Source organism: Telluria sp. RB2R28 (genome assembly GCF_059685835.1).
The window spans coordinates 67890-90447 of the sequence record NZ_JCASIK010000002.1 but is presented as its reverse complement, the minus strand read 5'-3'; the positions used below and the strand labels follow the sequence as shown (position 1 = coordinate 90447).

The window sequence follows — 22558 nt, the reverse complement described above, 5'->3', positions numbered from 1 at the left end:
CAACGCGGTCATTGCCGCAGTTTGCTGAAATCTTTTGCTGGAGTTGTTCATCATGCCGGGTCACGCCGAAATCCCTCCTGCGGTACGTTCCGCCATCGTTTTTCCCGCCGTCCAGTTCGATGGCGCCTTGCTGGCCCGCCTGGGCAAGTCCGGGCCGCGCTACACCTCGTATCCCACTGCCGACCGCTTCGGCGCCGACTTCGGCCCCGGCGACTATCTGGCCGCTGTCGCAGCGCGGCGCCAGCGCGGCGGGCGCCCGCTGTCGCTGTACGTGCACATTCCGTTTTGCGACACGGTCTGCTATTACTGCGCCTGCAACAAGATCGTCACGCGCAAACACGAGCGGGCCGCCACGTACCTCGATTACCTGAAGCGCGAAATCACGATGCAAAGCCAGCTGTTTGCCGGCATGAACGAGGTCGAACAACTGCACTTCGGTGGCGGCACGCCGACCTTTCTGCTCGACGCCGAAATGGACGACCTGATGGCGCATCTGCAGGCCAGTTTCCGGTTTGCGCCGGATGCGCTTGGCGAGTACGGGATCGAGGTGGATCCGCGCACCGTGTCGCCCGAGCGCGTGCACAGCCTGCGCCAGCAGGGGTTCAATCGGATCAGTCTGGGCGTACAGGATTTTGATCCGGACGTGCAGCGCGCCGTGAACCGCGTCCAGCCCGAAGCCGAGACCGTGGCCATCATCGACGCCGCGCGCGCCGCCGGTTTTCGCTCGGTGAGCATCGACCTGATCTACGGCTTGCCGAAGCAGACGCTGGTCAGCATGGCGCAGACGCTCGACAAGGTCATCCAGGCCAGCCCGGACCGCATCTCGGTCTACCACTATGCCCACATGCCGCACCTGTTCAAGCCGCAGCGGCGCATCCTGGAAGCCGACATGCCGGCTGCCGACACCAAGCTCGCCATGCTCCAGCTGTGCATCGAGCGCCTGGGCGCGGCGGGTTACGTGTATATCGGCATGGACCATTTCGCCAAGCCAGGCGACGACCTTGCGGTGGCCCAGCGCCAGGGCCGGCTGCACCGCAACTTCCAGGGGTACTCGACCCATGCCGATGCCGACCTGGTTGCGTGCGGCGTGTCGAGCATCGGCGCAGTGGGCGCGACCTACAGCCAGAACGCCAAGACGCTCGACGACTACTACGCGCTGATCGATGCCGGCGTGCTGCCGCTCCAGCGCGGCATCCGTCTCGGCATGGACGACCTGCTGCGCCGCGCGATCATCCAGAAGCTAATGTGCCAGTTCGAGTTGTCGATTGGCGCCATCGAACAGGCATTTCCGATCGTGTTCGCCGAGCACTTCGCGGCCGAACTGGCGGCGCTGCGCCCGATGCAGGCCGACGGCCTGGTGCAGGTGGACGACGCGTGGATCAGCGTCACGCCCAAGGGGCGCCTGTTGATTCGCAACCTGTGCATGGTGTTCGATCGCTACCTTGGCCAGCAGGACGGTGGGCCGCGCTTCTCGCGCACGATCTAGGCGCTGCGTCAGCCCCGCACGACCCGCACCACGACCGCCACCATCACGACCAGCACCGCCAGCACGCCCAGCGCCGCCAGAATCACGCCGTGCCACGGGCGGCGCGTGTAGGCGCCGCCCGTGATGACCGCGACGTAACGCTCCTGTGCGCGACCGCCCCAGACATGCCAGCCGGCCAGAAGACCGATCGTGGCCGAGACGGGCGGCGCCAGGTTGCGCCCGACGATGTCGCTCACGCCGAGCAGGATGCCGAACGCGACGAAATAACCGAGCAACATGCAGCACCAGGCCCGCGCTTCCAGAGACTGGTCGTCTTCGCCCAGCGTATCCCAGTTGCACATGTGGATGTAAGCGCTGAAGGCGGGCGAGAGCAGCACGCCCAGATACGTCGCCGCGCGCGGATTCCACAGCGGCAGGCTCGCGTCGAGGGTGCAGGCCTTGCTGGGCGTCGTCGGGGGCGCGTCCGGCGCGACCTCAAGCAGGGTTTCCACGGCAGTCTCCATTGATTTCCATGTGGAAACATCATGGACGTGCGCCGATGGATCATCCTTGATGCCGGGCAGGTCATGCCAAGACGCCGCACCAGGGTCTGCGCTGGCCCAAGCGTCAGTCGCGGTCGCCGGTGCCCAGGCGTGCGATGGCGCGCACGTAGACCAGTTCGGCCAACAGCTCGACCAGCGTCTGCGTCACGATGATCGCCGGCAGCAGCGGCAGCGCGCCCGGCACGGCGAGCGCCAGCGGCAGGATCACGAGCGAGTTGCGGGTGGCGCCGCTGAAGGACACGGCGCGCGCGGCGGGCGCTGTCAGCCGGCACAGACGCGCGACAAACCAGCCGGCCAGCGGCGCCAGTACCGCAAAGGCGAGGTAGACGGGGAGGACGGCCAGCGCGGCAACGCGCGACTGGCCCAGCTGCGGCAGCACGGACGCCACCACGACGAACAGCACGAGCGCCGTGGCCGGCACCGGCAGCACGCCCAGCACCGCGGCGGCCTGCGCACCGGTGCGCGTGCGTGCTGCCCAATACTGCACGGCGCCCGCCAGTACCAGCGGCGCGGCGATCAGCCAGAGGAAGGCATCGATGAACGGCGCCGGTCGGATCAGGGCGGCGGCAGCGTCGCCCAGCAGGATGCGCAAATAGACCGGCAGCAGCGCCATCTGCGCCACCAGCAGCACGGGCGTTGCCGCCAGCAGGGCGCGCGCATCGGCGCGGCCCAGGTGCGAGAACGTGACCACGTAGTCGATGCAGGGCGCGAGCAGCACGAGCAGGACGCCCAGCCGGATCAAGGGGTCGGGCGGCGCCAGCGGCAGCAGGCACGCCACCAGCAGGGGAATGACGAGAAAGTTGGTGACCAGGAGCGCGGCCAGGAAGCGCAGGTGCGTGAAGGCGCGGCCCAATTGCGCCAGAGGCACCTGCAGAAAGGTCACGAACAGCATGAAGGCCAGCGCCGGATTGACGACGGGGCCCAAGCTGGCCGTTGCCGGCATCGGGCCTGCCACGATGAGCGCCAGCGCGACGGCGCCGAAGTAGATGGCGATCTGCCGGTGTTCCAGCTTGTCGCGCAATGCCTGCATGGGTGTGTCGCCTCGTCGGATGAATGGTGGCGGTATTGTAAGATGCCGCTGTCGATCGATCGGGAGAGCATGTGCAGTACCGGAACCTCATGTTGTACTGGCTGGCCCTTGGCCTTGGCGGGCTGCTGGCCTTTCGCGTGCCCGGTGTCGGCTTCGCGCTGGGCATCGGCGCGCTGCTGTATTTTGTCTATGCGATTGCCTACTGGCTGATGTTCGTCGTGTTCCTGCACACGCGACCGCGCAGCCGTTTCGTCTTCGGCATGACCCGGCGCACCTTCGCAATCCGCCTCGCCATCGGCGCCGCCATCGTGTGCATCGGCAGCCTGCTGCTGGGCTGGAAGGTGCTGGCCTGCATCGCGGCCGCGCTGCTGTGCTACTGCGGTGAGAGCGTCTTCAAGGACCGGATGATCACGGCGGCGCGCGGTTACACCGATTGACGGACGATCGTTGTCGGTAGCGCGGTACTTACGCCGTACCGCAACACCCATGTTGTCGATCTGTTTACTTCCATGTTAGATTCTTGACGGCAAAAAGCAGCAACCGCCGACGACAGACAATCACAAGGAAGCCCACGACATGCCATTGACCCGCCAGCGCAGCACGCGCGCCATCATCGCCGCCCTGTTCGTTCCCGCCATGCTTGCCGGGGTGGCCTTGCCGGCAGCAACCGCGCCAGCGCCCGTCGCGCAGGCCAGCGCGAGCAAACCGGACGCCGCGTTCAACGTCTGGGCCGACCGCTTCGCCGAAGACTGGGTGCGCCTGTCGCCACAGACGGCCACGTCGACCCAGTACTTCAGCGGCGCCGAGCAGGCGCGTCTGGATCGCGAGCTGACGCCACTGACCGCCGCGCATCGCCAGAAGGCCGTGGCGCTGGCCCGCGAAGGCCTCAAACGCCTCGATAGCTTCAAGAATGCCCCGCTGGATGCGACCCAGAAGATTTCGGCATCCGTCATGCGCTGGTCGCTGGACAACGTGATTGCGAACGAGCCGTTCGAAGACTACAACTTCGTGTTCTCGCAGTTCAGCGGTGTGCAGAATGGCCTGGTCAACTTCATGACCAACACGCACCCGATGCGCAACAAGCAGGACGTCGACAGCTACCTGGCGCGCCTGGACCAGGTGGGCATGCGCATGGACGAAGCGCTGGTGCGCGCACGGGGCGCTGCGGCCAAGAAGCTGATCCCGCCGCGCTTCATTCTCGAGCGCGCGCAGTTCCAGGTCGACCACTTCCTGAAACCCCCGGCAGCCGAGAACGTGTTCGTGACGTCGCTGACCGAGCGCAGCGCCGGGCTGAAAGACCTGACCCCGGAAGCGCGCAGCGCCGCCATCGCGCGCGCTACCAGGATCGTCGAGACGAAGGTGCGCCCGGCCTATGCGCGCGTGCAGGCCTTCATGGCCGAGATCCATCCGGCGACCACCGACGTGGCCGGCATTTCGCGCCTGCCGAACGGCGCCGCCGCGTATGCCCGCGCATTGGAAAACTTCACCAGCACCAAGCTCACCGCCGATGAGATCCACACGATCGGCTTGCGCGAAGTGGCGCGCATCGAAGCGGAAATGGACAAGCATCTGAAGTCGCTGGGCCTGAGCGAAGGCGGCATCGAAGCGCGCATGAAGCAGCTCGACGCGCGCTTCCAGCCGAAAGGCGAGGGCGATCCACGTCCGGGCATCATCGCCAGTTACAACGAGATGGTCCGCGATGCGGAGCGCCGCAGTGCGCCGCTGTTCAACCTCAAGCCACGCGCGCCGGTGGACGTACGCCGCGTGCCGCCGATGACGGAGCCGTCGGCCGCCGCCCACTACAGCATGCCGGCGCCGGATGGCACGCGCCCGGGCATCTTCTGGGTGCCGCTGGTCGGCCCGACGTTCCCGATGATCCGCATGCGCAGCCTGTCGTACCACGAGGCCGTGCCGGGCCACCACTTCCAGCTCGCGATCCAGCAAGAAATGAAGGACCTGCCGAAGTTCCGCAGCCAGCGCATCTTCAGCGGCGGCAGCGCGCATTCGGAAGGCTGGGCGCTGTACACCGAGCGCCTGGCGGTCGAGCAGGGCTGGTATGAAGGCGACGTGCCGGGCCTGCTCGGCGCGCTGGGGTCGGAACTGTTCCGCGCCCGCCGCCTCGTGGCCGACACGGGCCTGCACACCAAGAGCTGGACGCGCCAGCAGGCGATCGACTACGGCATGGGCGTGCAGGAAACCGAGCGCTACATCGTCTGGCCGGGCCAGGCCAATGCCTACATGATCGGCATGCTGCGCATCCTGGAACTGCGCCAGAAGGCGCAGACCGAATTGGGCGATAAATTCTCGCTGCCGGCGTTCCATGACCTGGTGCTGGGCGCCGGGTCGGTGCCGCTGGATGTGCTGGGCAATCTGGTGGACAACTGGATTGCGGGGCAGAAGAAGACGTGATGGCGGGCGCAGTGCGTTAGCGCGTTGTTTGCAGAGTTGGTGTGATGACGACATCCCCGCGCAGGCCTGGCCTGCGCGGGGATGTTTTTTATAAAGCGCGCAGGTCCGCTGGCATGTGGTCCGACCTGCAATTCTGGACCGGGACATGATGCGCATCCACTGGGCCGAACCAGTCATACACGCTTGCGAAACCGCCAGTGCGAAGGACCCACGCTTGCTTTGTCCTGGTGTTCATGACGATCGTATGGCGAAAGCCATCTGCCACCTTGCTGTTGTCCCGGACCGCAACCCGGATGAATGATCCGGAATCCGTCATGTCCGGGGCTGTCGCTGCCGGAATCGGCGTTTTAAAACCTGAGAACGAGATGCCATAACGGGTTGATAATGCATCGGACAAGGGGCATGCAACAGCCTGGAGTGAACACAGGATGAGCGCAGCGGCGACAGCAAGATGTTTCATGAATTCGTTCGTGGTGGTGTCGGGGTGACTGCATTGGCTGACCTGAAGCTTAGCGCAATCCAGGCGAGCAATGCGCCAATCCAGACGCATAAAATTGGCTCTGCAATAAGTTGCAGTCCGGTGGATAAAGCGTGTGGTCCCGGTAGGCCGATTGCCGAACTGAGTGCGACGACGGGCAAGCAGAAGATGGGCACCAGTCGAAACTGCGGTCGTCCCAAGAGCCTCAATGGACTGAACAAAAGAATCGCATAGGTGATTAACTTGCACCAGATGATCAGTCTTGACGAGGCTGTTCCACCGAAGAGGAAATACGGAAGTATGGCGAGCATTCCCAAAACGAATGCAGCAATGTACCCAAGCCATGAGCGTGCTGACATAGTCGTTCTCCACGATGTGTAATAACTACCATTGACCGAACTTGGCCGATTGCGCCAGCTTAGCAGATTGCCCGGTAGTAAAAGTCACCCACTGTCACAGCAGGCGTGAATCGATTCAAAGTGGGTATTGCAACATGACGTGAAGCGGCGTCAACCACGTTGCTTGCGTACCTGGATTGGGCCCATTGGGGCAGGCCAAAGCTGGAGGTGGTAATGGTCCCTGCGCGCAAGCCCATTGGCAAAGACAGAGTCAAGCCCTTCAAAGCTGGCACGGACACGATACGACCCCGTGGGCATGTTGATGCGCACGGGGTCTGGAAAATAATCCGTGCAGCCTGCCGCGACGATCGTTCCGCTTTCCACTGCGATGGAGCATTCGACAACGTGATCAAACTTTTCGGCATCGAATAAGGGCTCGTGCTCCGACACGGCGATCGTGACGGGTACGTCGCTGTTGCTGACCGTGCCGATTCCGACGGTACCTGGAGCCACCGCCAGCAGGCGTTCGATAGCAGTATCCGTCCAGGCGTCAGAGAGATCGCCGTCGACTTTTTCGTCCTGAATGTAGAACTGGTGGTAATCGGCGAATAAAGTCAGCTCGTAATACCGCATCGGCACCTCGGTGTGGTTGCTGGATGCAGGTCTGCATTCAGGTAGCAAGTCCGGCATTGGACACAAACTCCACACTACGCTGATATCAGTAGCTGATGCTAATCGCGTTCAGCATGCCAACGGCAATCGAGAGCGACGCCAGCAGGATTGCAGGCGCGACCTTGCGTTGACGAATGCAGTTACCGCAGCCATTGAGCTTGTGGAGGACCTGGAAGAGAATCATCTGCACCACGCCGGTGATCGTCGCCCATTTCGCCATCTCGACAAGGCTATGGGTGTAGAAGATCGCGGCCATCAGCGGGAAAATAAAGCCGAGGATCGCGCCGGAGAACGCAACTGCAGCGGCGACATTACCGTCCTGGACCTCACGAAACTCATTGTATGGCGTTGTGACCGAATAGATGACCATGAAGGTTGCGAGCAGGGCTACTGAAGTAAGCAGATAGCTGATGAAATTGATGAAACCTGGATCGATGGTGTAGCCGGACATGCTGGTTTCCTTTTATTCGAAGAAGTGTGGAACGAAGTTGCTCATATTGGTCGTAATGCGATTGGCGTCTTCGCGGATGCACATGCCCGCTGCCGCATTTCCCACTACCCAGGCACCGACAACGGGAAAGAACCCATCGTGTTCCTTCAGGTCGATCAGTTCCTGGAGGACGTAACCTTCTGCGCCGTAGTCCTGCTCATGACCCGTGGCGATCTCCTTGCCATCCCGCAGCAGCGTGATGTTGGCGCCTTCGCGCGAGAATAGCGGCTTGCGCGCGTACGACGTGAATCCAGCTGGAAGAACGTCATGCTCGAAGTAGGCTGGGAGCAGCAACCGGTGGTCCGGGTACAGTTTCCAGAGAATGGGAAGAATTGCCTTGGTCGAGAACATCGCTTTCCACAAAGGCTCGACCAGTTGCGTGCTGGTGTTCAGCAGGTGAACGCCGAAGTCTTCCCGCATCATCCATTCCAGGGGATAAAGCTTGAACAGGATGTCGATCTGCTCGTCATCCTGGTCGACGAAGTAACCTGTTTCGTGGTTGAAGCCCAGCCCCTCGGTGAAGACATGCTTCACCTCAAAACCTGCCTGTACCGCAGTGTCCATGAGGTAGTGGACGCAGATCCAGTCTTCTTCGTTATCCGATACCGACGCGAAGTGGATACGCCGGGGATGCGGACCTGTTGGACGGCGCTTCGTTACGATGGTGTTCCACTGCGCCACCAGTTTTTCGTGCAGCGAGTTGTACTGGTCGCTATGGGGCTTGACGTCTTCCAGCCAGTCCCACTGCGACACGGCGCTCTCGAGCAGCGATGTCGGCGTATCGGCGTTGAACTCCAGCAGCTTCGGCCAGCCTTCGCCGTTGTAGGCGAAGTCGAAGCGGCCGTACAGTGTCGGGTCCTCATTGCGCCACGACGCCGCGACGACGGCATGAAACTGGGGCGGGATGCCAAGCTGGCCGAGGAGGTGATTGTTCACGATATGCTCACCTGCCTCTTCCAGCATGTGCAGCAGCTCGTTGCCTGCTGCCTCGATGCGGTCCACCTGCAGGGTTGTAAACTTGTACGCAGCGGTCTCTTTCCAGTAGTTGTCCCATGCATGGAAGGACAGGCCCCGGGATTCAAGCCGCAGTGCCTTGTTCTTGCGCTCGTCCAGAATGATCCGTTGCATGCTCAGCCTCCGAAGGAGCCACGGCTACCGCCGCCGCCGAAGCCGCCGCGCGAAACGGACCGCGAACCATCTGACCTCGCGGCGTTGCGGGTGACGATGGTGCTGCGCCCCGGCACGATTACCGGCGCGCCGGAAGCGCCGGCCTTGTGGAGGTTGTAAGCGCCATAGTGGCTTGGCATGGGGCGGGCGCGGCCTTCGCGGTCGATGATGTAAGGCATGCCGCTGCCATGGCTATAAAAATAGCGGGGACCCAGATAGACACTGCCGGTTCGCTTGCACCCATTGTCGTCCCAGTCACGGTCGCACTCTCCCTTGGTCCGGTACGCGTCCTGACGCGTTTCGGCGGCTTGTTGCTGAAGCTGCTGATCAGCGTCGTCAGGCGCGCAACCGGTCAGTAGCGCAGTCGGCCCAAGCAGAAGGAGCGGTACAAGGTTCGATTTTTTCATGTTTGATGGAGTAAAAAGTCCTGAAACTGTGGATGTTCCACATCAGCGGGTCGCCAGCCACTGTCGACGCCGCGTACGTGGCCAAGGTAGGCCAACGATTCATTGAGAATAAAACGGTGATCGACATCTTCCGGCTCGATCACACCCTCATATGGATGCAGCAACATCCACTTGATCGACGCGATGATCGTCGAGACGACCTGCATCGATGTCGCGTTGTTATGTGGTGCCAGCGATTTGGCCTGCTCAACAGTAAGGGTCGAGCCGTACCAATAGGCGCCGCTATCGTGGATCAGCAGCGCGCCAAGTTCATCCTGTCCAGTCACAGGATTTTGCATGACGGCTTTTTCGACCTCGGCCAGACTCTCGGCCTTGTTGTGGAGGCGACCGATCATCTCCATGGCTTTCCCGCACGGCCGGTATGCGTAATAGACCGTGGGACTGTAGGTAGCGACGCCGTGTTTACGTAGCGTCAGCATGTCTGCGATGGAGTGCGCCTCGTGATGCGTCACGAGATGTGCCTCATGCTCTCCGGACGAGGGCACCCAGGAACGGACCCTTGTATTCAAGGCAGTCCTGCCCGGCATATACACGCTGCAGGCGCCATCGAAGTTCTGCACGTCAGTTCGAGGCGCTTCATGGGATCCCCATCCCATTTCTACCGGCTGGTGACAAAGCTCCGATATGAAACCATCCACCGACCAGGTATTCACAAAGGTAGTGCGCGGGTAGCACCGCCGGTCATCTTGCGTATCGCATTCGGCAATCTGGACAGTGCTGACGCCCAGGTCCAGCGCCAGCTTCGCGTGGCCGCCGCGGAACTCGATGCCCTTGATGAGCGCAAGTTCCTCCAGACCCTGTTTCACAAAATGGGTGATCAGGCCGGGATTCGCACCATTGGCGACCAGGGCCGTAGCGTGTCCCTTGCCACGCAAGCGCATTGCTTGCTGGCGGAGCGCATGGTTGGTCAGTTGCTGAGCTTCATACCCGCCTTCCCAGGGTTCGAGACAGGTATCCAGGTACATGACCCGGTTTTCCCGGCACCATGTCATCAGAGCAAGCGATGAAACATTCACGGAAACGTTGATCAGCAGGTCGCCAGGGGAAAGCATTGGTGCGAGAAGACGCTGGAAATTATCGGCCTTCAAAGGATGCAGTGTGAACAAGACGCCGTACTGCTGTGCCACGTCGGCGCCTCGATTGTCGGCAGCGATTGCGCGAATCGACGCCAATTCCGGGAAATGACGACGCAGCATCGGGGTCAGCGCCTGGCCGATGCTCCCGTATCCAACCAGGACGATTCTCAAGTTCTATTACCAATCAATTGCGACAACACTAGAGCCTGTCTTCTTTGAGCGAATGGCACGTGCATCACCGAGTACGACGCTGCCCGGCTGATTTCACTGACTGCCGGATGTTATCAGCTGCATGGGTCACCAAAATGCTTGCTTTATCACGACCTTTGCCTGAAGTATGTCTTTCTCGCCCGGGCTATGTGAGACGTTAGCGCCCATGAATTGAACGGGAAGGCGACACGGCATGCGTGCGCCGGCTTGTTACGCAGGACGCGCTGGACAGCATATTCAGGGTGTCGTTGAAGCAGTGGGCGTAGAGTGAACAGCTAAGCCGTACCCGCGTTCCACTCGAATGAAAGGCGGGAGTCATGAATGAAAATCGGCGCGGGGGCTTGTCTGACTTTCATGGATGATCTCGATACCCGGGTAGTCGGAACTGACGGGAGAAAGCCATCCCAATACTGGGCAAAACACCATTGGAAGCAGCTGATGTCAACGCTGAGGTCGTGTCCGAATGTCAGACCCCAGCAGCTTTGATGGCAACTTCTGGTTAGTCATGTCGTTCATCCCGGGACATATTGTCCCGTATTCGGATGACCATGAAACCCGGGCCCTCTCAACCTGACTCCAATTCTGTCCGTGAAGACAAAAGCCGGACTTATCCATCCTTCAGATCCAGAACGCTTTGATCAGGAAGACAACCAGAAAAGTAATGAATACCGTGCCAACCACATTGAGGAAAAGTCCAGCACGGATCATGGACTGGATTTTCATATGCCCGGTTGCAAATACAATCGCATTGGGCGGGGTTGCCACCGGCATCATGAATGCGCAGCTTGCTGCAATGGCGGCAGGAACCGTGATCAGAAGCGGGTCGATGTCGAGGGAGACCGCAAGGGCACCCAGCAAAGGCAGGAAAGCTGCTGCGGTTGCGGTGTTGGACGTGATCTCGGTCAAAAAGATAATCACCAGCACGATGATCCCGACCAGCAGCAGCAGCGGAAGTATGTTGAACACCGACAACTGCATGGCAATCCACTCGGCCAGGCCGGAACTCTTGACCACGCCTGCCAGCGCCAGACCGCCGCCGAACAGCAGCAATACACCCCATGGCAGCTTTTGCGCTGCCTCCCAGTCCAGCAAGCGCGTATTGCCGGCGGTGCCGCTTGGTACGAGAAACAACGTGATACCGGCAATCAATGCAACTGCCGTGTCGGACAGCCATGCAACGCCGATATCATTGAGCATGGGACGCACCATCCAGGCTGCGGCAGCGGCAGCAAAGACGATGCCCACGCGACGCTCCGCGGGACTGAGTGGGCCCAGCTGCGCCAATTCGCCACGCAGCACACCCGCACTGTCGCTATCAGTGCGGAACTTGAAGCCACCGCGCGTCAGCCACCACCAGGTAATGGCCATCATTACTATGCTGACCGGCGAGCCGATCGCCATCCACTGCGCGAAACCGATGTCGACGCCGTGATTTTTGGCCAGATAGCCAGCCAGCAATGCATTCGGCGGGGTGCCGATCAGGGTCGCGATGCCGCCGATGCTGGCGGAGTAGGCGATTGCCAACAGCAGCGCAGTGGCGTAGCGCTCCGTCTCCGCCTCATCGTTATCCGCCCCCAGGAGGCTAACGACCGACAGCCCGATCGGCAACATCATGATGGCGGTCGCCGTATTGGACACCCACATGCTGAGAAAGCCGGTGGCGATCATGAAGCCGCCGATCTGGTTTTTCGGCTGCGATCCCACCAGTAGCAGCACACGAAGCGCAATGCGCCGGTGCAGGTTCCAGCGCTGCATGGCAATGCCGAGGAGGAAGCCGCCAAGAAAAAGAAAGATGATCGGATTACCGTATGTGGCTGTTGTCACATCAAGCTTCGCAATGCCAAGCATGGGGACAAGCACGATGGGAAGCAGTGACGTGACGGGAATAGGGATGGCTTCGGTCGCCCACCAGGTCGCCATCAGCAGAGCAAGACCGACGCAGTGCCAAGCGCTAACGGGCATTTCCGCAGGGGCAGGCGTGAGCAAAACCATCAACAGCCAGGCCGGGCCTAGCCACAAGCCTATACTCGCGGCCCGCGACGCCGGGGCATTTTCCGGAGTGGGCACATCACTCATCATCTCTCCTTTTATCCTGGATGCCTGACATGCTAACAGGGTGAAGGCAGCTGCACGGCACTCTACCGTGTCCTCGACCAGTTTCTCCCCATAAAGAAATTGACAGGAATCGCACCCAGTCTCACCAACAGCTGATTCTGACCGCACGCTTTTGGCATGCGGCGTGTGTAGCCAATCGCTTGTCTCTGCGTGTATTGACAAGTCTCAAACTGCTGTGGTACGAATGCAAATGATAATGATTATCGTTTACATGTCCTTACATTCCCGTTAGAATCATTGTTTTTCAAGCAGTGTTTCCACCCACTCACACCAGAGAGATCGTCTCGCCATGAAAGCAATAACAAGCCGCAAGCATTCGTCCACCCGCAACCAGGTCATGCGTACCGCGCTGGCCGCTGTCCTGCTGCCGCTCGGCGCGCAGGCGGCCGGCATCGATGCAGCGGCCCCCGTCGACGTCGTTCCGGAATCCAAGGTCGAAATCGTCGGCAAATATGAAAACGCGTTCCGCGCCGAACAGGCGTCGTCGCCCAAGTACACCGAGCGCCTCGTCGATACCGCGCAGACGCTCCAGGTCATCAAAAAGGAATTGTTCGAGCAGCAGGGCGCGCTGACGCTGACCGAAGCGCTGCGCAACACCCCAGGCGTGGGCGCATTCTTCCTTGGCGAGAACGGCAATACCACCACCGGCGACGCGATCTTCATGCGAGGCTTCGACACGTCGAGCTCCATTTTCGTCGACGGCGTGCGCGACATCGGCTCGATCTCGCGCGACGTTTTCAACCTCGAACAGATCGAAGTGCTCAAGGGCCCGGCGGGCACCGACAATGGCCGCGGCTCGCCGACCGGCTCGGTCAACCTGGTGTCGAAGAAGGCCAGCATGACCAACGCGATGTCGACCGCGATCACCGGCGGCAGCGGCTCGCAGAAGCGCGTCACGGCCGACGTCAATCAGGTGCTGAACGAAGAGCGCGGCATCGCGCTGCGCCTGAACGTGCTGGCCCAGGATGCGGGCAGCGCCTCGCGCGACGTGGTCGAGAACAAGCGCTGGGCAATCGCGCCGAGCATCGGCTTTGGCCTGAACGGCGCCACGCGCGTGCACCTGGACTACCTGCACGTCGACCAGAACAACATCCCTGATGGTGGCGTCTATGTCATCGGCCTGCCTGGCTACACGAGCCCCGACCGCACCCGGCCGTTTGTCACCGACGGCAAGAAGGTCAATCCGAAGAACTTCTATGGTTCGACCGGCGACTATGACGACGTGAAGGCCGACATGGCCACCGTGCGCATCGAGCATGACTTCTCGCCGACGATGAAGCTGCAGAACACGAGCCGCTACGGCAAGACGTCGCAGGACTACTTGCTCAGTGCATTCCTGACCAGCGCCGCCAACCTGGGCACCCCGAACCCGGCCGACCCGAACACGTGGACCCTGGCGCGCAGCATCCGCACCGGCAAGGACCAGGAAAATAAAATCCTGACCAACGTCACGACGCTGACGTCGCAGTTCGACACCGGCGCGGTCAAGCACACGATGGTGGCCGGCCTTGAATTCACCAGCGAACGCCAGACCACCTGGGGCCTGACAGGCCTGGGCACGCTGCCTGCTGCGAACATCTACAACCCGAACCCGAACGACGCGCCGACCACACCCGTGAACGTGCGCCGCACCGGCGCCTATAACGAAGGCGAGGTCGATACGCAGAGTTTGTACGTATTCGATACCGCCAAGATCGGCGAGCGCTGGATCATCAATGGCGGCGTGCGCGTTGATCATTTCCGCGCCGATTATTCGACCGTGGCGCTGACCAACAACGTGCTCGTACCGAACCGCTTCAAGGTCGGCGACAACCTGGTCAACGGCAAGCTGTCGGCCCTGTACAAGCCGACCGCCAACAGCAGCGTGTATGCGATGGTGGCCAGCTCGAAGCAGCCGCCGGGCGGCAACTTCACCGTCTCGGGCAATGCCAACAGCGCGCAGAATCCGATCTACGATCCGCAAGAGTCGACCACCACCGAATTTGGCGGCAAGCTCGATCTGCTCAAGTCCAAGCTGTCGCTGTCGGGCGCGCTCTTCCGCACCGATGTCAAGAACGAGGTCGAGCAGGATCCGGTCGACCTGAAGTACTACCAGACCGGCGAGAAGCGCGTGCAGGGCGTCGAGCTGGGCGCAACCGGCGAACTGGCGCCGCACTGGCTCGTCAGCGCCGGCTACGTCTACATGGACACGGGCGTCGAACGTGGCCGCAACGTGACTGCCTCGGGCGAGAACAGCCTGACCTACACGCCGAAGCAATCGTTCACCGCCTGGACCTCGTATGACCTGCCATGGGGCCTGCGCATCGGCGGCGGCGCGCGCTTCTCGGACAAGCTCAAACGCGGCACCGACGGCGCCATCGGCACCCCGGCCTACACCGATTCGTACTGGGTGGTCGATGCGATGCTGGGTTACCGCTTGACGAAGAACATCGACCTGCGCCTGAACGTCTACAACCTGACCGACGAAAAATACGTCGTCGCGATCAACAAGAGCGGCTACCGCTACACGCCGGGCGTGGCGCGTTCGGCGAGCCTGACGGCCAATATCGGGTTCTAAAATCGGCTTTTGACCCGCGTGCGTTGCGGGCCGGCGAAGGGCGCTTGCGCTATACTCGCCGGCCATGCGCATACAGCTTTTTTCCGACCTCCACCTCGAACGGTATCCCGACTTCCAGCCGCAGATCCTGCCCGGCACGGATGTCGTGGTGCTGGCCGGCGACATCGGCTCGTACCAACCCGGCTCGCGCCTGCTCACCCAGGACTTCGGGCTGGAACGTTTTTCACCGCTCATCGTGCCCGCCCTGGCGCAGGCGCAAGTCCTGTTCATCCCCGGTAACCACGAATTCGACGGTCTCGATTACGACGCCACTTACGAGCGCCTGCGGGAAACCTGCGCGCGCCTGGGCATCACCTGGCTCGATCGCGAGGTCGTCACCATCGATGGCGTGCGCTTCATGGGCACCACGCTGTGGAGCGACTTCGATGCGCTGGTGGATGAGGGCGCGCCGCTGACGAAGCAGCTGCAGCAGCGCACCAAGGCCTTCCGCGCCGCGAACTACTACCTGAGCAAGAACACGACCATCAGGGATGGCGAGCCGGTGCTGGCCGAAGGCATCCGCGCGCTGGCGCTCGATTGCCAGGCCTGGCTGCGCGCTGCGCTGGCCACGCCGTTCGAGGGCAAGACGGTCGTCGTCACACATTTTGCCCCGAGTCTCGAAAGCGCCGACCCGCGCTACGGCAAGACACCTGGCACGGCCGGCTTCTGCAATTCGCTCGATGAACTGTTCAAGCGGGCGCAGGTGTGGATGCACGGCCATCTGCACTGCGCGAACGACTACGTGGTCGAGGGCCGTGACGGCCCGCTGTCGTGGGGCTGCCGCGTCGTGGCCAACCCGCTCGGGTATCTGAGCAAGGGCGAGCAGGAAGGGTATCGCCCGGCACTGGTGATCGAGCTGTAATCACTCGCGCGACGGGGCTTCCTGCAACAGGTTCTCCATCAGCGTGTCGATGCTGTCCACCTCGGCCGGCTGCTGTTCCAGCTGCTGATCTGCATACTCTGCATATACCCAGTCGCCAGCGACGTTCACCACGCCCTCGGGGACGAGCGGCGCGCGTTGCGGTGCGTTGGCCAGCGCGACGCGCATGTAGTCGACCCAGATCGGCAGCGCGAGCGTCGCGCCGAATTCGCGCCCGCCCAGCGAGCGCGGTTCGTCGTAGCCCATCCACGCTACCGCCACCACCGGACCGCTGTAGCCGGCGAACCAGCCGTCGATCGCATTGCTCGTCGTGCCGGTCTTGCCGGCCAGGTCGCTCCGCCCCAGCTGGCGTGACGCCGCCGCCGCCGTGCCCACGCGCGCCACGTCGCGCAGCATGCTGTCGGTGATGAAGGCGTTGCGCGCATCGATCACGCGAACCGGCTCCTTGTGGGCGTGTTCGTAGACGACCTTGCCGTCGCCATCCTGGATGCGGGCGATCAGCCACGGTTCGACCCGGTAACCACCGTTCGCCAGCACCGTGTAGGCGCCGGCCATCTGCAGTGGCGTGACGGCGCCGGTGCCAAGGGCCATGGTCAGGTTGCGCGGGTGGCGCGCGGCGTCGAAGCCGAATTGTGCGAGGTGCGCGCGCGTGTCGTCCACGCCAATCGCCTGCAGCATGCGCACCGTGGGCACGTTTCTCGAGCGCGTCAGTGCATGGCGCACCGTTACCAGGCCCTCGAACGTATTGTCGTCATTGCGCGGTGACCAGCCGGCAGTGCCGTTGCCGCCACCAAGGTCGAGCGGCGCGTCGAGGATCGGCGTGCCGGGGAAGAAGCCCCGTTCCAGGCCCGCCGAATACACGAACGGCTTGATGCTCGATCCCGGCTGGCGCCAGGCTTGCGTCACGTGATTGAACTCGTTCAGCCCGAAGTCGAAGCCGCCGACCAGCGCGCGGTAGGCCCCCGTCCCGGCATCGACCGCGACGAATGCGGCCGCCACTTCAGGCAGTTGCGTAATCGCCCAGTTGCCTTGCGATTTGCTCAAGCGGATGACGGCGCCGGGCGAGAGCTTGAGGCCAGCCTTGGCAGCAGGCGCCAGCGCGCCCGCTGCAAAACGCAGGCCAGCGCCGGTGATCTCGATCGTCTCGCCGCTCGTCGTCGCAGCACGTACGCGTCTGGCCGATGCACTCACGACGACGGCGGGCACGAAGCCGTCCACGGCCGGGCGTTTCTGCAGCGCGGCGGCCACCGCATCGTCGCGCGCATCGCCCGCAGCCGGTAGCGCGATGCGCGCTTCCGGGCCGCGGTAGCCGTGGCGCCGGTCGTAGGCGACGACGTTGCGGCGCACCGCATCCCAGGCGGCCTCCTGTTCGGCGGCGATGACGGTCGTCGTCACCGTGATCCCCCGTTCGTAGGCTGCCGCACCGAAGCGGGTATGGACGGCCTGGCGCGCGATCTCGGCGACCCAGGCGGCGCGCCCGCCGTAGCCGGCGCCGTCACGCCTGAGTGCCAACGGCTCGGCCAGCGCGCGCCGGTACTGCGGCTCGGTAATCGCTTTCAACTCGAACATGCGGCGCAGAACCGTCTGCTGGCGCTTCTTTGCCGCCGCCGGGTTCGTGATGGGATTGCTGCTCGACGGATTCTGCGGCAGGCCGGCCAGCATCGCCGTTTCCGCCAGAGTGAGCTCGTTCAGCGATTTGCCAAAGTAGGTGCGCGCCGCGCTGGAAAAGCCGTACGAGCGCTGGCCCAGATAGATCTGGTTCAGGTAGACCTCGAGGATCTGGTCCTTGGTCAGCGCCTTTTCGATCTTGTAGGCCAGCGCGATTTCGGTGAGCTTGCGCGGCAGCGTCTTGTCGCGCGACAGGAAGAAGTTGCGCGCCACCTGCATCGTGATCGTCGAGGCGCCCTGGCTGCCGAAGTCGGTGATGTTGGCCTTGGCCGCGCCCAGGGCGCGGATCCAGTCGATGCCGCCATGCTCGTAGAAGCGCGTGTCTTCGATCGCCAGCACGGCCGTCTTCATCAGGGCGGGCACCTTCGCGATCTGCACGAAGTCGCGCCGCTCGGCGCCGAATTCGCCGATCAGCACCTTGTCAGCGCTGTAGACACGCAGCGGAATCTTGGGGCGGTAGTCGGTGACGGCGCTGATGTCCGGCACGTCCGGCAGAATCGACGCCGCCACCGGGGGCGGGGCAGCGAGGATCAGTGCAGACAACAGCAAGGGGAGGAACGGACGGGCAGGGATCATGGCAATGGTCAGGTAGGTAGTCAGGGCGTATTGAATGAATCGTTACGACGATTCGGTGCCGATCTTACGTCCGCCTGGCTGCGCCTGCTGGCTTTGAAACCGGGTATTACAACTTGCGCTACGAGGGTGCGCCGGGCGCTACCCGCTTCGATCTCCGCATCATTCCATCGGGCTGCACACATCCGTGCCCGCCGCCAGCGCCTTGAGCTTGGCCGGATCGAGCAGCGTGACCTCGCGCTTGTCGACGGCAAGCCAGCCCTGTTTCTTGAAGCGCGACAGCAGGCGGCTGATGCTCTCGATGGTCAGGCCGAGGTAATTACCGATGTCTTCGCGCGACATGCGCAGCTGGAACTGCGTGCTTGAGTAGCCGCGCGCCGCGTAGCGCGCCGACAGGTTGACCAGGAAGACGGCAAAGCGCTGCTCGGCGCGCATATTGCCCAGCAAAAGCATGACGTTCTGCTCGCGCGTGATTTCCTGGCTCATGATGCGGTGGAAGTGGCGCAGCAGCGCCGGCACTTCGCCGAACAGTTCTTCGAGCCGCACGAAGGGGATTTCGCAGACTTCGCTGTCCTCGAGCGCGACGGCGTCGCAGTGGTGGGTGCCGCTGATCGCGTCCATGCCCAGCAATTCGCCCGCCATCTGAAAGCCCGTGATCTGCGCTTCGCCGGCGGCGTTGATCTGGAAGGTCTTGAAGTGGCCGAAGCGCACCGCGTACAGGTTGCGAAACGGCTCGCCCACCTGGTACAGGCGCTCGTCGCGCGCCAGCCGCCGGCGCCGGCCGATGATCTGGTCGAGGCGCACGATGTCGGCGTCTTCGAGGCCCATCGGAAGACACAGCTGGTGCATGCTGCACCCGGAGCAGGACTTGAGCGCCTGGATGTTCACAAGCGGGGTGGACGTGGGGGGTGTTGCAGACGGGGAGGGTGAGGCGGGAATCATGGGATAGGCCGGCAAAGGTTCAGCCCTGATTATAGTCCCGCCGTCAGCTTTCCCCGTCAGTATCGCTCTGGCCCTTTGGTTCGCCCAGCTTCACGCCGCGGCGGGTGAGGCCTTCGCGCAGCAGGAATTCGATTTCCGCGTTCACGCTGCGCAGGTCGCGCGCGGCCAGGCGCTGCAGTTCATCCCACAGTGCCGGGTCGATCCGTAGCGCGAATGCTTTTTTTCCTGGACTTGCCATACTGGTCGGCCGCTAGTTGTACAGCGTGCCCGTGTTGATGATCGGTTGCGTTTCCTTGTCCGAGCACAGTACCACGAGGAGATTGCTGACCATCGCCGCCTTGCGCTCGTCGTCCAGCTCGACGATCCCGCGCTCCGACAACCCTTTCAGCGCTGCTTCGACCATGCTCACGGCGCCATGCACGATCTTGCTGCGGGGGCTGATGATGGCTTCGGCCTGCTGGCGCCGCAGCATGACCTGGGCAATCTCCGCTGCATAGGCAAGGTGGGTCAGCTTGGCGTCGAGCACCTCGACACCGGCGGCTTCGAAGCGCGCCTGCAGTTCGGTCTTGAGGGCATCGGCAACGACGTCCATGCCGGCGCGCAGCGTGGTCTCGCCCTGCGGCAGATCTTCGCCTTCGTCGTACGCGTATTGCGAGGCCAGGTGCCGCAGCGCCGCTTCGGCCTGGATCGACACGTAGCGTTCGAAATCGTCGACTTCGAACACGGCTTGCGCGGTATCGCGCACGCGCCAGACGACGGCCGCGCTGATTTCCACCGGGTTGCCGCGCTTGTCGTTGACTTTCAGCGTGGGCGCATTGAAGTTGCGGGCCCGCAGCGACAGGCGGCGCTTGACGTACAAGGGGAAGGCCCAGCGCAGGCCTTCGCTGCGGTCGGTGCCGATGTACTTGCCGAACAGCGTGAGGATGGCGCTTTCGTTAGGCTGCAGCATGAACAGGCCTGTCAGGCAGAGCAGGCCGGCGAGTCCCAGCGCGACTGCGCCCAGCAGAAACAGGCCGTCGGGCGTCTCGATCCCGGTCTTGAACAGGTAGGCCGCACCCAACAGAAAAACGATGCCGGCGCAGGCGGCCAGGTAGCCATTCGCGGACGAAAATGCCTTTTCGCGGCGGGTGTGCGATGCGTTCATGCTTGAACCTCTTCTGGGTGGGTGTGACATCAAAGTGATATCACTCTAGGATTGCCAGAAAGTATTGTCAAGCGATTTTGTGAACGCCCCGAAACTGCCAGTCAGCGTTAGTCGGCCAGGCCTTTTTGCAGCAGCTCGGCCACCAGCGCATTGAGTTCAACGCCGCGCTCCTTGCTCAGCGTTTGCAACTGCGCCACCAGATCGCCATTGAGCTTGACGGCGAACGGCACCAGTCCCAGCGCGCGGTCGCGTTCGCGCTGTTCGCGGCGATCCGGCGCCGCATCTTTTGCCGGCGCGCCGACGACGGCGCCCCGGGCAGCCATCTGGCCTTGAATCTTCTTGGCGTCGCCTTTTGCCATGTCAGTCTTTTTCATCACGTGCCTTTAGTTTGTTGGAGCCGAATTCTACTCTCGAAACGGGCCGCCAACGGGAATTGGCAAGCCGCGCGCATTTGGTGGCATGATGGCGTGGCAGCACGACAGCAGGCGCGCCGCGGCGCAGCCTGCCCCTGCAACCCCATCAGGAGACCACCATGACGCCCACCCAGCGCTTCGTGCAGGCGCGAGACTTCCTCCAGCAGCACCGGCTCGACTACGACACCGCCTGCCGCGACTACCAGCCCCCGCAACTGACCACCTTCAACTGGGCGCTCGACTTTTTCGACCACCAGGCCCGGGACAACCACGGCATCGCCCTGTGGATCGTCGACGAAGACGGCACCGAGCACAAGATCACGTTCGCCGACATGGCCGCCCGCTCGAGCCAGGTGGCCGAGTACCTGCGCAACTGCGGCGTGCGGCGTGGCGACCGGGTGCTGCTGATGCTGCCGAACCGGGTCGAACTATGGGAAGTCATGCTCGCCGGGATCAAGCTGGGCGCCGTGCTGGTGCCCACGACGATGCTGCTTTCCGGCGACGACCTGGCCGACCGGATCGCGCGCGGCGCCGTCAGGCACGTGATCGCGCAGGCATCCGAGGCGCACAAGTTCGATGCGCTGCCGGGCTGTTTTACCCGGATCGCGGTGGGCGGCGCGCACGAAGGCAGCAATGAAGGCTGGCATGACTACGCCGCCAGCCACGCCGTGATGAGCGTGTTCGTGCCCGAGGGCGAGACGCTGGCCACCGATCCGCTGCTGCTGTACTTCACGTCCGGCACGACGGCGCGGCCGAAGCTCGTGCTGCACACGCACCAGAGCTATCCCGTTGGCCACCTGTCGACGATGTACTGGATCGGCCTGCAGGCAGGCGACATCCACTGGAATATCAGCTCGCCCGGCTGGGCCAAGCATGCCTGGAGCTGTTTCTTCGCACCCTGGAACGCGGGCGCCACCGTGTTTGTCTATAACTACGAACGCTTTGCCGGCGCCGCCGTCCTGAACGTGATCGAGCGCTGCGGCGTGACCTCGCTGTGCGCACCGCCGACCGTCTGGCGCATGCTGATCAAGGAAGACCTGGCAGCCTGCAAGCCGGCCCTGCGCGAACTGGTGGGGGCGGGCGAGCCGCTCAATCCCGAAGTCATCGAGCAGGTCGAGCGCGCCTGGGGTATCCGTATCCGCGACGGTTTCGGGCAGTCCGAAACCACCTGCCAGATCGGTAATTCACCGGGCCAGCCCCTCAAGCCCGGCTCGATGGGCCGCGCGCTGCCGGGTTACCGCATCGCGCTGCTCGACATCGACGACGCACCGGCCACCGAAGGCGAGATCGCGGTGGTGCTTGCCGCCAATCCGGTGGGCCTGATGGCGGGCTACGAGGGCGACGCCGACAAGACGCGCGACGTCATGCGCGCCGGCCACTACCACACGGGCGACACGGCGGCGATCGACAGCGACGGCTATTATTTTTATGTGGGCCGCAACGACGACGTGTTCAAGTCGGCCGATTACCGCATCAGCCCCTTCGAGCTCGAAAGTGTGCTGATCGAACACGAGAGCGTGCTCGAAGCGGCGATCGTACCGAGTCCCGACCCGCTGCGGCTGTCGGTGCCAAAGGCGTTCGTCACGCTGCGCGCCGGCATTGCACCGAGCCGCGACTTGGCCGCCGCGCTGTTCGCGTTCAGCCGCGCGCGGCTGGCGCCGTACCAGCGGATCCGGCGCATCACGTTCCGCGAGCTGCCCAAGACCATCTCGGGCAAGATCCGGCGCGTCGAGTTGCGGCGCGAAGAAGCAGGGCGACGCGGCGACGCGGACGATGCGCCCGAATACCGCGAGGAGGATTTCCCCGTCTAGCCGTGAGTGCGTGGGGTTTCGCGCGAATGCGGCCATAATGGACGCTCTCTT

20 protein-coding genes are annotated in these 22558 nt (G+C 63.0%); 6 read left to right on the top strand and 14 right to left on the bottom strand.

What is annotated here, in order from left to right; all coding sequences use genetic code 11:
* Window positions 1–52: 52 nt before the first annotated feature.
* Window positions 53–1486, top strand: a complete 1434-nt coding sequence (hemN, locus tag AC56LV_RS08050; protein WP_499556862.1) for an oxygen-independent coproporphyrinogen III oxidase — start codon at window positions 53–55, stop codon at window positions 1484–1486.
* A gap of 8 nt (window positions 1487–1494) precedes the next feature.
* Here the strand turns inward: hemN and AC56LV_RS08045 are convergent, their stop codons facing one another.
* Window positions 1495–1977 (bottom strand): hypothetical protein, encoded by a 483-nt coding sequence (locus AC56LV_RS08045; protein ID WP_499556861.1) that lies wholly within the window; start codon window positions 1975–1977, stop codon window positions 1495–1497.
* Between the two features lie 115 nt (window positions 1978–2092).
* On the bottom strand, window positions 2093–3058 hold the full coding sequence (locus AC56LV_RS08040) for an arsenic resistance protein (RefSeq protein ID WP_499556860.1): 966 nt from the start codon (window positions 3056–3058) through the stop codon (window positions 2093–2095).
* Between the two features lie 89 nt (window positions 3059–3147).
* On the opposite strand from AC56LV_RS08040, the gene AC56LV_RS08035 reads away from it, so the two are divergent.
* Both AC56LV_RS08035 and AC56LV_RS08030 read left to right on the top strand, forming a co-directional pair.
* Entirely contained in the window at window positions 3148–3495 is a 348-nt protein-coding gene (locus tag AC56LV_RS08035; protein ID WP_499556859.1) for a hypothetical protein, read from the top strand.
* A gap of 139 nt (window positions 3496–3634) precedes the next feature.
* A complete protein-coding gene (locus tag AC56LV_RS08030; protein WP_499556858.1) occupies window positions 3635–5467 on the top strand; it encodes a DUF885 domain-containing protein in 1833 nt (610 codons plus the stop codon).
* An 88-nt stretch (window positions 5468–5555) separates the two neighbouring features.
* On the opposite strand, the gene AC56LV_RS08025 is transcribed toward AC56LV_RS08030, so the two are convergent.
* The 7 genes from AC56LV_RS08025 to AC56LV_RS07995 all read right to left on the bottom strand — a co-directional run bounded on the left by AC56LV_RS08025 (window position 5556) and on the right by AC56LV_RS07995 (window position 12441).
* Window positions 5556–5927 carry a hypothetical protein gene (locus AC56LV_RS08025; protein ID WP_499556857.1) on the bottom strand — a complete coding sequence of 124 codons (372 nt, stop codon included), beginning with the start codon at window positions 5925–5927 and terminating at the stop codon, window positions 5556–5558.
* A gap of 527 nt (window positions 5928–6454) precedes the next feature.
* Entirely contained in the window at window positions 6455–6973 is a 519-nt protein-coding gene (locus AC56LV_RS08020; protein WP_499556856.1) for a hypothetical protein, read from the bottom strand.
* Between the two features lie 28 nt (window positions 6974–7001).
* On the bottom strand, window positions 7002–7406 hold the full coding sequence (locus AC56LV_RS08015) for a DUF350 domain-containing protein (protein ID WP_499556855.1): 405 nt from the start codon (window positions 7404–7406) through the stop codon (window positions 7002–7004).
* Between the two features lie 12 nt (window positions 7407–7418).
* Complete coding sequence (locus tag AC56LV_RS08010; protein ID WP_499556854.1) at window positions 7419–8573, bottom strand: glutathionylspermidine synthase family protein; 1155 nt, start codon at window positions 8571–8573, stop codon at window positions 7419–7421.
* Between the two features lie 2 nt (window positions 8574–8575).
* Window positions 8576–9019 (bottom strand): hypothetical protein, encoded by a 444-nt coding sequence (locus AC56LV_RS08005; protein ID WP_499556853.1) that lies wholly within the window; start codon window positions 9017–9019, stop codon window positions 8576–8578.
* The gene (locus tag AC56LV_RS08000; RefSeq protein ID WP_499556852.1) at window positions 9016–10326 is read right to left on the bottom strand and encodes a saccharopine dehydrogenase NADP-binding domain-containing protein; all 1311 of its coding nucleotides are present in this window, start codon (window positions 10324–10326) and stop codon (window positions 9016–9018) included. Before AC56LV_RS08000 ends, AC56LV_RS08005 begins: the two co-directional genes overlap by 4 nt.
* A 657-nt stretch (window positions 10327–10983) precedes the next feature.
* Complete coding sequence (locus AC56LV_RS07995; RefSeq protein ID WP_499556851.1) at window positions 10984–12441, bottom strand: SLC13 family permease; 1458 nt, start codon at window positions 12439–12441, stop codon at window positions 10984–10986.
* 328 nt (window positions 12442–12769) lie between these two features.
* On the opposite strand from AC56LV_RS07995, the gene AC56LV_RS07990 reads away from it, so the two are divergent.
* The gene (locus AC56LV_RS07990) at window positions 12770–15037 is read left to right on the top strand and encodes a catecholate siderophore receptor Fiu (protein ID WP_499556850.1); all 2268 of its coding nucleotides are present in this window, start codon (window positions 12770–12772) and stop codon (window positions 15035–15037) included.
* Between the two features lie 64 nt (window positions 15038–15101).
* Window positions 15102–15938: a metallophosphoesterase gene (locus AC56LV_RS07985; RefSeq protein ID WP_499556849.1), complete on the top strand. Its 837-nt coding sequence runs from the start codon at window positions 15102–15104 to the stop codon at window positions 15936–15938.
* On the opposite strand, the gene AC56LV_RS07980 is transcribed toward AC56LV_RS07985, so the two are convergent.
* The 5 genes from AC56LV_RS07980 to AC56LV_RS07960 all read right to left on the bottom strand — a co-directional run bounded on the left by AC56LV_RS07980 (window position 15939) and on the right by AC56LV_RS07960 (window position 20657).
* Window positions 15939–18200, bottom strand: a complete 2262-nt coding sequence (locus AC56LV_RS07980) for a penicillin-binding protein 1A (RefSeq protein WP_499556848.1) — start codon at window positions 18198–18200, stop codon at window positions 15939–15941. It abuts the gene before it with no gap.
* 159 nt (window positions 18201–18359) lie between these two features.
* Complete coding sequence (fnr, locus tag AC56LV_RS07975) at window positions 18360–19139, bottom strand: fumarate/nitrate reduction transcriptional regulator Fnr (RefSeq protein ID WP_499556847.1); 780 nt, start codon at window positions 19137–19139, stop codon at window positions 18360–18362.
* Window positions 19140–19182: 43 nt separating this feature from the next.
* Entirely contained in the window at window positions 19183–19377 is a 195-nt protein-coding gene (locus tag AC56LV_RS07970; RefSeq protein WP_499556846.1) for a type II toxin-antitoxin system antitoxin, read from the bottom strand.
* A gap of 12 nt (window positions 19378–19389) precedes the next feature.
* On the bottom strand, window positions 19390–20283 hold the full coding sequence (locus AC56LV_RS07965; protein WP_499556845.1) for an SPFH domain-containing protein: 894 nt from the start codon (window positions 20281–20283) through the stop codon (window positions 19390–19392).
* A gap of 107 nt (window positions 20284–20390) precedes the next feature.
* Window positions 20391–20657 (bottom strand): hypothetical protein, encoded by a 267-nt coding sequence (locus AC56LV_RS07960; protein WP_183553191.1) that lies wholly within the window; start codon window positions 20655–20657, stop codon window positions 20391–20393.
* Window positions 20658–20815: 158 nt separating this feature from the next.
* On the opposite strand from AC56LV_RS07960, the gene AC56LV_RS07955 reads away from it, so the two are divergent.
* The gene (locus AC56LV_RS07955) at window positions 20816–22507 is read left to right on the top strand and encodes an AMP-binding protein (RefSeq protein ID WP_499556844.1); all 1692 of its coding nucleotides are present in this window, start codon (window positions 20816–20818) and stop codon (window positions 22505–22507) included.
* Window positions 22508–22558: the final 51 nt, after the last annotated feature.